General features: G+C 58.8%; 11 protein-coding genes. 7 read left to right on the forward strand and 4 right to left on the reverse strand.

The window, feature by feature from the left end; genetic code table 11:
• Positions 1-67: 67 nt before the first annotated feature.
• Positions 68-2,557 carry a PBP1A family penicillin-binding protein gene (locus GOW31_RS02655; protein WP_171167688.1) on the forward strand — a complete coding sequence of 830 codons (2,490 nt, stop codon included), beginning with the start codon at positions 68-70 and terminating at the stop codon, positions 2,555-2,557.
• Here the strand turns inward: GOW31_RS02655 and GOW31_RS02660 are convergent.
• Positions 2,554-3,381 (reverse strand): aminoglycoside phosphotransferase family protein, encoded by an 828-nt coding sequence (locus GOW31_RS02660; protein WP_171167689.1) that lies wholly within the window; start codon positions 3,379-3,381, stop codon positions 2,554-2,556. The two genes, GOW31_RS02655 and GOW31_RS02660, sit on opposite strands and share 4 nt — an antisense overlap.
• 77 nt (positions 3,382-3,458) lie before the next feature.
• Here GOW31_RS02660 and prfB point away from each other — a divergent pair, with 77 nt between their 5' ends.
• The 4 genes from prfB (at position 3,459) to GOW31_RS02680 (ending at position 7,608) form a co-directional block, all read left to right on the forward strand.
• Positions 3,459-4,586: a peptide chain release factor 2 gene (prfB, locus tag GOW31_RS02665; protein WP_171167691.1), complete on the forward strand. Its 1,128-nt coding sequence runs from the start codon at positions 3,459-3,461 to the stop codon at positions 4,584-4,586.
• Between the two features lies 1 nt (position 4,587).
• On the forward strand, positions 4,588-5,292 hold the full coding sequence (locus GOW31_RS02670; RefSeq protein WP_371813697.1) for a M50 family metallopeptidase: 705 nt from the start codon (positions 4,588-4,590) through the stop codon (positions 5,290-5,292).
• 103 nt (positions 5,293-5,395) lie between these two features.
• The gene (locus GOW31_RS02675; RefSeq protein WP_171168649.1) at positions 5,396-6,796 is read left to right on the forward strand and encodes an amidase; all 1,401 of its coding nucleotides are present in this window, start codon (positions 5,396-5,398) and stop codon (positions 6,794-6,796) included.
• Positions 6,797-6,822: 26 nt separating this feature from the next.
• Complete coding sequence (locus GOW31_RS02680) at positions 6,823-7,608, forward strand: DUF2189 domain-containing protein (RefSeq protein ID WP_171167694.1); 786 nt, start codon at positions 6,823-6,825, stop codon at positions 7,606-7,608.
• A 9-nt stretch (positions 7,609-7,617) separates the two neighbouring features.
• Here GOW31_RS02680 and GOW31_RS02685 read toward each other — a convergent pair whose 3' ends face one another.
• The 3 genes from GOW31_RS02685 to GOW31_RS02695 all read right to left on the reverse strand — a co-directional run bounded on the left by GOW31_RS02685 (position 7,618) and on the right by GOW31_RS02695 (position 11,031).
• Entirely contained in the window at positions 7,618-8,337 is a 720-nt protein-coding gene (locus GOW31_RS02685; RefSeq protein ID WP_171167696.1) for a helix-turn-helix domain-containing protein, read from the reverse strand.
• 312 nt (positions 8,338-8,649) lie between these two features.
• A complete protein-coding gene (gene ilvN / locus GOW31_RS02690; protein ID WP_117868667.1) occupies positions 8,650-9,210 on the reverse strand; it encodes an acetolactate synthase small subunit in 561 nt (186 codons plus the stop codon).
• 69 nt (positions 9,211-9,279) lie between these two features.
• Complete coding sequence (locus GOW31_RS02695) at positions 9,280-11,031, reverse strand: acetolactate synthase 3 large subunit (protein WP_171167698.1); 1,752 nt, start codon at positions 11,029-11,031, stop codon at positions 9,280-9,282.
• A gap of 70 nt (positions 11,032-11,101) precedes the next feature.
• Between GOW31_RS02695 and GOW31_RS02700 the strand changes: the two genes are divergently transcribed.
• Both GOW31_RS02700 and GOW31_RS02705 read left to right on the forward strand, forming a co-directional pair.
• Positions 11,102-11,527 carry a hypothetical protein gene (locus GOW31_RS02700; RefSeq protein WP_171167700.1) on the forward strand — a complete coding sequence of 142 codons (426 nt, stop codon included), beginning with the start codon at positions 11,102-11,104 and terminating at the stop codon, positions 11,525-11,527.
• A complete protein-coding gene (locus tag GOW31_RS02705; protein WP_171115464.1) occupies positions 11,455-12,300 on the forward strand; it encodes a 2OG-Fe(II) oxygenase in 846 nt (281 codons plus the stop codon). Before GOW31_RS02700 ends, GOW31_RS02705 begins: the two co-directional genes overlap by 73 nt.
• Positions 12,301-12,320 lie beyond the last annotated feature (20 nt).

Here is a 12,320-nt window from a genome sequence, read left to right on the forward strand (position 1 = left end):
GCTTGGTGTTTTGACCCTTGGGCGGTGCAACACTATATAGGCACCACCGCGAGAAAAAGGCAGTAACGTGATCCGGTTCATTCTTTCGTTTTTCGGGGCGATCTTCAGTATCGTTACCTTGGGTATTTTCATGGTCGCACTGGTGATCGGTGCGGTCTTCTGGATGTATGGCCGGGACCTGCCCAGCCACGAATCCCTGGCCCAGTACAAGCCCCCGACGATCAGCCGGATCTATTCGGGCGAAGGTCAGTTGATCGACGAATTTGCGCAGGAACGCCGCCTGTTCACGCCGTCCGCGGAAATTCCCGATCTGGTGAAGCAGGCGTTTATTTCGGCGGAAGACAAGAATTTCTATACCCATCAGGGTTACGACCCACGCGGCATCGTCGCGGCAGGTGTCGAAGCGGTGCGCACCAAAGGCGGTACCGTGCGCGGTGCGTCGACCATTACGCAGCAGGTGATGAAGAACTTCCTGTTGTCGGGCGACCGCCGGGCGGAACGCAAGATCAAGGAAATCATCCTGGCCACCCGGCTCGAGGATACCCTGGACAAGGAGCAGATCCTTGAGCTCTACCTGAACGAGATCTTTCTGGGTCAGAACTCGTACGGCGTGACGGCCGCCGCGCAGACCTATTTCAACAAGACCTTGCAGGAACTGGCCCCGCACGAGGCCGCGATGCTGGCCGCGATGCCCAAGGCGCCGTCGGATTACCACCCGGTTCGGGAAAAGGAACGCCTGCTGGCCCGCCGAAACTATGTGTTGCGCGAGATGTACCAGAACGGTTACATCGATCAGGCGACCTATGAGTCCGAGGTCGAGATGCCGCTGCGCTCGGTTCAGAACGGCGATTTCGAAAGCTTCCGCACCGCATTGCCGCCGCGCGACTACTTCACCGATGAAATCCGTCGCCAACTGAGCGAGGACTTTGGTGAAGGTGAGTTCTTTACCGGCGGCTTCACGGTTCGTGCGTCGGTGGACGAAGAAATGCAGGTCGAGGCCGCAAAGGCCCTGCGCACGGCGTTGCAAAAATATGACCGGTCGCGCGGGAAATGGCGCGGCACCGGCGAAGTGATCTCGGAAGAAAAACTGGCGGATGAAGCGCAGTGGCGCGAGGCGCTGTCGCTTCTGGAAATCCCGCGCGATGTGGTGCTGCCGACCCGCTGGTATCCCGCCGTGGTTCTGAATGTCTCGGATCAGCAACTTACCGTCGGGATCGAAGACGGCCCTGCGGATGGCACCATTCCGCGGTCCGATATCAAGTGGATGCAGGGTGATTTTGCGGCGAACTTCAAGCGCGGTGATGTGATCCTCGTTGTCGAGGGCGAAGAGGGGCAGTGGTCTGCCCGTCAGGTGCCCGAAGTTCAGGGCGCCTTTGTGGCGATGGATGTGAACTCGGGCCGAGTTCTGGCGATGCAGGGCGGGTTTTCTTATCAGGATACCGTTTTCAACCGCGCCACGCAGGCACAGCGCCAGCCGGGGTCCAGCTTCAAACCCTTTGTCTATGCCGCCGCGCTGGACAGCGGATACAGCCCGGCAACCATCGTTGTGGACGCACCGATCGAGGTGAACACGCCACAGGGCTTGTGGCGGCCCAAGAACTCGTCGAACAAGTTCTACGGGCCGACGCCCTTGCGCACCGGGATCGAGCAGTCGCGGAACCTGATGACCATCCGTCTGGCCCAAGAGGTCACGATGCCGGTGGTTGCAGGCTACGCCGAACGCTTTGGCGTCTATGACCGGATGGGCGCGTTCCTTGCAAACTCGCTGGGGTCCGAAGAAACGACGCTGTACAAGATGGTCGCGGCTTATGCGATGTTCGCGAACGGGGGTCAGCGGGTTGAACCCACACTGGTCGACCGTATTCAGGACCGGTTCGGCAAGACCATCTATCGTCATGATGATCGTCAATGCCTGAATTGCAACTCGACCTGGCTCGAGCCCGACGAGGCCCCAACCCTTGTCACGGACCGCGCGCAGGTCATGGATGCCATCACGGCCTATCAGCTGACGTCCATGATGAAAGGCGTGGTGGATCGCGGCACCGCCTCGCGCTATGTGAACTTGCCGGTGCCGACGGCCGGCAAGACCGGAACCACCAACGAATCCAAGGATGCGTGGTTCATCGGCTTCACCTCGAACATCGTGGCTGGCTGCTATATCGGTTACGACCGCCCGCGCCCGATGGGACGGGGGGCTTATGGTGGTACCTTGTGCGGCCCGGTGTTCCAGAGCTTCATGGAAAAAGCCGTCGAAAAGTATGGCGGTGGGCCGTTCAAGGTTCCAGAAGGTGGTCACTTTATCAAAATCGACCGTTTCAGCGGCGCCCGCCTGCCGGATGACGCCACTGGCGACTATGTCGTGGCCGAGTTCTTCCGCGACGGTGTCGATGGGTTCATCGACCGTGTTTATGACGGTGGTTTTGCGATTGGTTCCGACCTGCCTTTGTTCGAGGAAGCGCAGCGCGCAGGTGTGCAGGTTCAAACCTCCACCGGTCAAACCATCACGGTCGGCCCCAAGGCCACGCAAGGCGATCTGAGTACCGGCGGTCTTTACTAATCGGCCACGTCCAGAAAAAGGCGCAAAAGGTCGGCTTCCGGGTCGTTTTCGATGGCACCGTCGGATCGCCAGCAGATGGACAAGGCGCATTTGACGGCTGCCCATTGGGCCAGCCGTTCCTCTGAAACATTCATGGCTTCGGAATAGAGCGACAGGCAGGTTTCGATCTGCCGGGGATCGCGCACCAATTCGGTCATGCCTTTTGGGTGCCGCAGTGCATTTGCCAGTTCAAAGGCCGGATCTCCTGCATATCCTTTGGCATCGAAAATCCGCGGGCCATTGTGGGTCAGAATAATGTTGTCCGGGTGAAGATCGCCGTGCAGGGGCACCGGCGTGGGCTGGCTGATCAACAGGTGCTGACCCAGATTCGTGGCAGACAGCACGTCCTTTCGCAGAAGGGTTGGGCAGGCCGGAGCAAAGGCGCAGCCGAACAAAGGGGCGACCACCTGGTTCAGGGGTTTCAAGCCACCGACGTCAGCGGTGGCCTTCCCATGCAGGCGCGCCGCCGTTTCTGCAAGGATCGCAACAGCGTCTTCAGGGCGTCCTGCCCGCGCAATGTCCCCCAAAGACGGGCCTTCCAGCCATTCCATCAGAACGGCATTCCGTTCCTCGTTGAGAACCCGAACCGCTCCCCGGTCATGCCAGGCCTTCAACAAAGCGGTCCCGGGTTCTTCGTTGCCGCGATCCGGTCTGCGATAGAGTTTCAGGGCGGCCGGCCCGTGTTCCGACTGTACCTTCCACACCCGCGCCTGGGCCGTCTCGGCAACCAGTTCCGGTTGATGCAATTCCCATCGGTCCAGAAACTCTTTGAATGTGCCTTGCATTCACGCTCAGCCCGTCTTGTGGTGTCTCGCACCTCTTGCTATCACGCAGGCCTGATTGAGCAAGTTGGGACAAGACCATGCGCGCCGAAACCCAGAACACTGTGGCGGAAATCGAAAAGTCGCTGGAGCTGCTGGCGCAGCGCATGGACTATGAGACCGCGCCGCATCGCCTTGAGGAATTCAATGCGCGTGTCGAAGATCCCAACCTGTGGGACAATCCCGAAAAGGCGCAGAAACTGATGCGCGATCGGCAGATGCTGGTCGACGCGATCGAGACCTACGAGGCCATCAAAACCGATCTAAGCGACAATATCGAACTGATTGAGCTGGGCGAACTGGAAGAAGACGAAGAAGTTGTCCAGGACGCCGAAGCCGCGATCAAGGCGCTTCAGGCCAAGGCCGCGAAGAAAGAGCTTGAGGCCCTGCTTGACGGTGAGGCCGACAGCAACGACACCTTCCTCGAGATCAACTCGGGCGCGGGCGGAACCGAAAGCTGCGACTGGGCCTCGATGCTGGCGCGGATGTATGTGCGCTGGGCCGAGAAAAAAGGCTATACGGTCGAGCTTCAGTCCGAAACCCCGGGCGAAGAGGCAGGGATCAAATCCGCTGCGTACAAGATTTCGGGGCACAACGCTTATGGCTGGCTGAAATCCGAAAGCGGCGTACATCGGCTGGTGCGGATTTCGCCTTTTGACTCGGCGGCCAAGCGGCACACTTCGTTCTGTTCGGTCTGGGTCTATCCCGTGGTCGACGACAATATCGAGATCGAGGTGAACCCCGCCGATATCCGCATCGACACCTACCGGTCATCGGGTGCCGGTGGTCAGCACGTGAACACCACGGACTCGGCCGTGCGGATCACGCACATTCCAACCGGGATTGTCGTGACCTCGTCCGAGAAGTCGCAGCACCAGAACCGCGATATCGCCATGAAGGCTCTGAAATCGCGCTTGTATCAACTGGAGCTGGACCGCCGGAACGCCGACATCAACGCGGCACACGAGGCCAAGGGGGATGCGGGCTGGGGCAACCAGATCCGGTCATATGTTTTGCAGCCCTACCAGATGGTCAAAGACCTGCGGACCAATTACGAGACCTCGGATACCAAGGGTGTTCTGGACGGCGATCTGGACGGCTTCATGGCGGCCACACTGGCCCTGAACGTGGCGGGCAAGAGCCGCTCCGAGGCCCAGGGCGACATCTGAGGTGAAGCGTAACAGCCCTTTCCTGAACGTTCTGAAAGGGCATTGGCAGCTTATCCTCATCACGGCCCTGGTGTTTCTGCTTTGGAATACACTGGTTGCGGTTCCACTGAAGATACTGGTCGTCTTTCTGCATGAGCTGTCTCATGCGGTGACGATCCTGATGACGGGCGGCTCGGTCGAGAGCTTTTCGATCTCATCACAACAGGGCGGCGTTGTCGTCGGCCGGGGCGGCAATCGCTTTCTCAGCCTGTCTGCCGGGTATCTTGGTTCACTGGCGCTTGGCATGGCCCTTTTGATCCTTGCCTTGCGAACACGGGCCGACCGCGCCGTTCTGGCGGGTTTTGGCGGCGTCATGTGTCTGGTGGCGGTGCTGTATATCCGCGACCCGTTCGCCCTTGTTTTCAGCATCGGAACCGGGGCTGCGATGATTGCTGCGGCGTGGTATCTGCGCCCCGATGCAAGCGATCTGGTGCTGCGCGTGATCGGATTGACCAGCATGATCTATGTCCCTTTCGACATCTTCGATGACACGATCCGACGGTCTGGCGCGCGCTCGGATGCATTCATGCTGGCCGAGGAATTCGGTGGGTCTGCCATGTTGTGGGGTGGGATCTGGCTGGTGCTCAGCTGCCTCGTGATCGTTCTTTGCCTGCGCTACTGGCTTGGGGCTGACAGCAACCTGCATTTTCGCAGATCAGCGCGCTGACATTGCCGTCTGGGACGACGCTGAAAAGATACATTTAAACAGTGGGTTTAAATGATCCGAGCTGCCCGCTAGGCTGCCGGAAACGACAATGGATTGGCGCGTCATGGACCTGACCCGGATATCGGCTACAGACCTTTTGAAACAGTTGGCCAACCGGCAGGTTTCAGCCTCGGACGTGATGCAGGCCACGCTGGATCGCATCGCCAAGGTCAATGGTGAGGTGAATGCCATCGTGGCGCTGAGGGATTCAGATGGTTTGATGGCCGAGGCGAAGGCCTGTGACGACGGCCCGATCACCGGCCCGCTGCACGGTCTTCCAATCGCAGTCAAGGATCTTGTGAATGTGGCGGGTGTCGTCTCGTCGCAAGGATCACCTGTTTTTCAAGACCACGTGCCAGCCAGCGACGATCTGATCGCCGCCCGGATGCGGCAAGCCGGTGCCATCCTGATCGGCAAAACCAATACGCCGGAATTTGGGCTGGGATCGCACACGTTCAATCCGGTCTATGGGGCGACGCGCAACCCTTATGATGCCGACCGTACCTGCGGTGGCTCATCCGGCGGGGCGGCGGTTGCCTTGGCGACGGGCATGGTTGCGCTGGCCGATGGCTCGGACATGATGGGCAGCTTGCGCAACCCTGCTGCCTGGAACAACGTTTATGGCTTTCGGCCAAGCTGGGGCAGGGTGCCTTCCGATCCCGTCGGGGACAGCTTTTTGCACCAGTTGTCGACACTGGGCCCCATGGCGCGCTGCCCCGAAGACCTGGGTGTTCTGCTTGATGTCATCTCGGGCCCGGACCCGCGCTTGCCGCTGGCCGTTGAAAGTGCGCCGGTGTCGCCGGTGACCGCCGCAGATCTGCAAAGGCTGCGGATCGGGTGGCTTGGCGACTGGGGCGGCGCTTTTCCGACCGAGCCCGGTATTCTTGACATCTGTAAAGACGCGATGGACGTGTTCGAAACACGTGGCGCGCGGGTTGAGGACGTCGCCCCGCCTTTCGATGCCGAAAAACTCTGGACCAGCTGGATCACCCTGCGGTCGTTCAGCGTGGCCGCCGGGCTGGAACCCTTGGCGTCGCAAAAGGAAGATTTGAAAGATTCAGCACAATGGGAACTGGATCGGGGTCTGGCAATGAGTGCAATGGAGGTACACCACGCCAGTGTCATCCGCTCGGAATGGTTCCGTTGCGCGGCGAACCTGTTCGAACAGTTTGACGCGTTGGTTCTGCCGTCTGCTCAGATCTGGCCGTTTTCGGTTGATTTGCCTTACCCGACAGAGATCGCGGGCCGGGCCATGGATACCTATCACCGATGGATGCATGTCACGATACCGGTCAGCCTGATCGGCCTGCCATGTCTTGCTGCGCCCGCGGGGTTTGGCACGCAGGGGCTGCCGATGGGGTTTCAATTGTTCGGGCCCAGAGGATCGGATCGGAAACTATTGTCAGTCGGTGCGGCTTACCACGCCGAAACCAATTGGCCGAACAAGCGGCCGGCGATGCCATAGCGCCGGTCAGGGAGGAGGAAGACAACATGGACAAACCCTTTGGTGTTCCGGATATGCGACCGGTCGATACCGCCATGCTGCGTACGGCATTGCAGCGCGCCTGGGCCGACTTTCGCCGCGCACCGCTGTTCGGACTTATTTTTGCGGGGTTTTACGTACTGTCCGGGTGGGCGATGGCATGGGTGACAGTTCAGACCGGAACAACCTTTTGGCTGGTGCTGGCGGCCATCGGGTTTCCGCTGATCGGCCCGTTTGCCGCTGTTGGTCTGTACGAGGTATCGCACAGGCTGGAACAAGGAGAGCCGCTCGATTTTGGCGCGATCTTCGGGGTCGTGATGCAGCAAAGCCGCAGACAATTGCCCTCGATCTGCGCGATCATAGTTGTCGTGTTTCTTTTCTGGTTTTTTCTGGGGCACATGATTTTTGCCCTGTTCATGGGTTTGGCGACGATGACCAACGTGTCGACCTCGCTTGAGGTGTTTCTGACACTGAATGGCCTGACAATGCTGGCCGTCGGCACCGCCGTCGGGGCGGTTTTTGCGACCGTTCTGTACATGATCACCGTTCTGTCGATCCCTCTGCTGCTGGACCGCGAGCTGGACTTCGTAACGGCCATGATCACCAGCTTTACCTACGTGTCAGAGAACTTTCCGGTGATGCTGGCCTGGGGTGCCTTCATCGCGGTGCTGACATTTCTGGCGATGGTGCCCTGGTTTCTGGGGTTGCTGGTGGTTCTGCCGTTGCTGGGACATGCCAGTTGGCATCTGTACCGGCAGATCACGCAGAATGATGAAGGGAAAACACCTACCTGAGACGGTAGGTTACAGGTGCTTAGCCACGTTGTTCGTCGACAATCGCGCAGCAGCAAAGATGGCCGTCGAGTCGTGCCCAAGGTATTTCAGCACAACGGGTTCGGGCGTTGTCGCATTCGTCGGGCTGATGACCGACCCACGCCAATGAACTGCCGTTCCCGTAGGGTCCGGAGAGATCAGATAGACCCGGCTGTTGTGACCTTCCCGCTGGGAGGTGAGCATATAGACAGTGTCACCGCTTGCGGCCGCTATCCCCTGTATCTCCCGCGCCTTCGGGGGTGCCTCGGGCATTGCCGCACGCGACACGTAACCACGGATCAACGTACATTGGGCCAGGGGTCGGGCGTGCAGCAGGGTCATCCGGTGTTCAGCCGACAGGCTTTCGATCACCGCGTAGAACCCGGGTGAAAACGGGGATTTCTCGATCGCATCCGCACCCGAGCCCAGAAACTCTGTCAGGGCCGGCGTTGCGGGGTGTTCTTCGATCTTTTCGATCTCGTCCAGCGGTTTCAGAAGAATGCGGGCATCGACATCGAAAAACCTGCATATACGGTCCAGCACATCCGGTCTGGGTACGCTTTCACCGGAAAGATATCTGTTAAACTGGGTACGGTTTACGCCAAGTTGTCGGCACAGCGCCGAGATCGAGCGATATCGCTTTGCCAATTGCCGAAGGTTCGCACCAAACATTGCGCGAATCTCGGCCGGACTACGAATATCGTCAGTCATGGGTGCCCACGTCTTGCTTAGTTTCTGAAAGAAACCATCGTCGCACTGAAGCCGAAGCCCAGTGCATTTTTAAATCGTACAGAATGACCCCAAGCAACGTATCCCCACGTCGCGTTGCAGCTTCGAGGCTAACGCCCTCATGTGTAAAGGCAATAGGCTTTATCTGAAAATGCCTGATCTTTTTGGGGAAAAGCCGACCTTATGGCAATTATAGCGCATTCAGATCGCAAGAGTTGAATTTGAAAGAACCAGCCACCCTAAAAAGTGTTCCCGCCTTGGCTGCAAGACAAGCGCCAAGGCGGGACAGTTCGATCAATCGCCGCGCAGCAGGGCCGCCACGCCGGTACGCGCGATTTCCATCAGGCCCAGCGGGCGCATCAGGTCGGCAAATGCGTCGATCTTGTCGGGCGCACCGGTGATTTCGAAGATGAAGGAATTGAGTGTGCTGTCGACAACATTGGCGCGGAAGATATCCGCCAGTCGCAGGGCTTCGACCCGCTTGTCGCCTTCGCCGACGACCTTGATGATCGCCAGTTCACGCTCGACCGAGGCGCCCTCGACGGTCAGATCATGCACGTCACGCACCGAAACAATCCTGCCAAGCTGCGCCTTGATCTGTTCGATGACTTGGGGCGTGCCGGTGGTGACGATGGTGATGCGGCTCAGGTGGCCGGTATGATCAACCTCGGCCACCGTCAGGCTTTCGATGTTGTAACCACGACCCGAGAAAAGGCCGATGACACGGGCCAGCACTCCGGGCTCGTTTTCGACCAGAACCGCGATGGTATGGCGTTCCTGAACGTCCGAGAAGGTGGGCCGTAGGTTATAGGCCGAGTGGCGTGTAGAGCCTTTTTTGATATGTAGGGCAGACATTTACGTCCCTTTCATCATCCTTGACAGGTCGGGCGCAGCGCGGCGCTCAACCAAATCCGTCGAATTTTGTTAAACCAGAACCGAGCCTTTGCTATCGATCACGCCCTGCGTTTCCGCCTCGCCCAACAGCATCTCGTTATGGGCCTTGCCCGACGGGATCATGGGGAAGCAGTTCTCGTGCTTTTCGACCAGACAGTCAAAGATCACCGGACCGTCGTAATTGATCATCTCCATGATCGCGTCATCCAGATCGGCGGGGTCGGAACACAGGATACCTTTGGCGCCAAAGGCCTCAGCCAGTTTCACGAAATCGGGCAGGGCCTCGGACCAGGAATGTGAATAGCGCTCGCCATGCAGCAGCTCCTGCCACTGACGGACCATGCCGAGGCGTTCGTTGTTCAGGATGAACTGTTTCACCGGCAGGCGGTACTGAACGGCGGTGCCCATTTCCTGCATGTTCATCAGCCAGCTGGCCTCGCCGGCGACATTGATCACCAGAGCCTCCGGATGCGCCATCTGCACGCCGATCGAGGCGGGGAACCCATAACCCATCGTGCCCAGACCACCCGATGTCATCCATCGGTTGGGGTCTTCGAACCCAAGGTACTGCGCCGCCCACATCTGGTGCTGACCCACCTCGGTGGTGATGTAGCGATCATGCTTTTTTGTCAGTTCTTCAAGGCGTTGCAGCGCGTATTGCGGTTTGATCGACTTTTCGCTGTTGGTGAAGGCCAGGCAGTTGATCTTGCGCCACTCGGCGATCTGGTTCTGCCATTGTTTGACATTCGCGGCGTCCGTCTTGCGGCCGCGCGACTTCCAGATCTTCAGAATATCCTCGAGCACATGCGCCACATCGCCGACGATCGGGATGTCCACCCGGATGACCTTGTTGATCGAGGACGGGTCGATGTCGATATGCGCTTTTTTCGAGTTCGGCGAAAACGCATCGATGCGCCCGGTGATCCGGTCATCGAACCGCGCACCGATATTGATCATCAGATCGCAATCATGCATCGCCATATTGGCCTCATAAAGGCCATGCATGCCGAGCATCCCCAGCCAGTTCTCGCCCGAGGCGGGATAGGCGCCCAGACCCATCAGGGTTGAGGTGATCGGAAAGCCCGTTGCATCCACCAGTTCACGCAGCAACTGGCTTGCCGCGGGGCCGGAATTGATAACGCCACCGCCGGTGTAGAAGATCGGCTTCTTTGCGGTTTCCATCGCGGCAACCAGTTCGGTAATCTCTTCCAAATCTCCTTTCATCGCGGGTTGGTAATGCGAGGTCGAAGGTTTTGGGCTGGCATATTCGCCCGACGCGAACTGCACATCCTTCGGGATGTCGATCAGCACCGGGCCGGGGCGGCCCGAGGTGGCGACATGGAATGCCTCGTGCAGGGTTTCAGCCAGCGAGTCCGTGTCCTTCACCAGCCAGTTATGCTTGGTGCAGGGGCGGGTGATGCCTACGGTGTCGGCCTCCTGAAACGCATCCGATCCGATCATGAAGGTCGGGACTTGCCCGGTCAGAACGACGATCGGGATCGAATCCAGCAACGCATCGGTCAGACCGGTGACTGCATTGGTGGCACCGGGGCCGGACGTGACAAGCGCGACGCCCGGTTTTCCCGTCGATCGGGCATAGCCTTCGGCGGCGTGGATCGCGCCCTGTTCGTGACGCACCAGAATGTGGCGAATGTCGTTTTGCAGAAAGATCTCATCATAGATCGGTAGCACGGCGCCACCGGGGTATCCGAATACCGTGTCCACGCCCTGATCCTTGAGGGCCTGAACCACCATCTTTGCGCCGGTCATCTCACGTGTCATCTGCTTTGCTCCGTTCGCGACATGTGTCTTGCGTTTGACAAAAAAAAGCCCCCGAGATTTTCGGAGGCGCATGGGTTCGATTATGGTTTACCGTTACCGGCCCATGCGCGTGGTTCCTACGATTACGACTAGCGTTCTCATCGCCAGAGGCTCCTTTTTGCTTGGAGGCGACATTATGGTCGGGGGGAAGGGGCGTCAACAGGCAATTGCACCAATTTTCTATCTCAGCGGCGGTATTTTGCGACATTTTATTGCGCAGATTGCCGCATGTCGGGAATTTCCGGGAATTTGGCGTGAAAATTGGCCGTTTTGTACGCGGATAAGGCGGTCTGAAAGCGTCAGGCCGATGTCCGAAACGGGCATGATCATTACTTTTTTCTGCGCCACGCTCAACGTGCAGGGGGCAAAACCCGGAGGCTTGAAATGTTGCAGGACCTGGTTGATCTTGGCCGCTATCCAATCGATTGTCCGGATTCACCGGCTTATGATCGGCTGATCGAGGATTTGAGACGCGAGTTGGAACAGGATGGATGTGCTGTTCTGCCGGGTTTCGTGCACGAAGCAGGGGTCAAGCTTCTGGTGCAAGAAGCCGAGGGGGTGGCGCCCAAGGCGCACCGGTCCTTCAACAGAACCAACGCCTATTTCACGAAGGACGACCCAAGGCTTGGCATCGCCCATCCGATCCGCCGGTTCTATGATCGTTCGAACGCCTTTGTTCCGGCCGACAATCTTTCGAAATCCGGCCCGCTGCGGCGCATTTACGAGTTCGACGGCTTTCTTCCCTTTGTCCGCGATGCCCTGAATGAACCCGAAGACCGCTTTTTTCGCTACGATGACCCATTGGCGGACGTGATCATCAATGTCGTGGAAGAAGGGCAGGGCTTTCCCTGGCATTTCGACACCAACAACTACACCGTGACGCTGGCCATCCAGAACGGAGAGACGGGCGGCGCGTTCGAGTATGTGCCCAACCTGCGGACGGCGGAAAATGAAAACTTTGATCTGGTGGCCTCGGTTCTCGATGGGAACATGGGGCGGGTTCGCCGGCTGGAGCTGCGGCCGGGGGATTTACAGATTTTCAAGGGCCGGTATTCACTGCACCGGGTCGCTCCGGTTAGAGGCAAGCGCCGTCGTTATGTCGGCATCTTTTCCTTTGTCGAGGCTGAAGGCATGTGTGGCGGTGTGGAACGGACGCAGCAATTGTATGGCCGCGTTTTGCCGCATCACTACAAGCGCGCGGGGCTGCGAAAGGATCAATTGCTGGATTGAGTGGTCAACCTCGGTACAAT

The organism is Ruegeria sp. HKCCA0370 (genome assembly GCF_013033705.1).
Classification (GTDB): domain Bacteria; phylum Pseudomonadota; class Alphaproteobacteria; order Rhodobacterales; family Rhodobacteraceae; genus Ruegeria.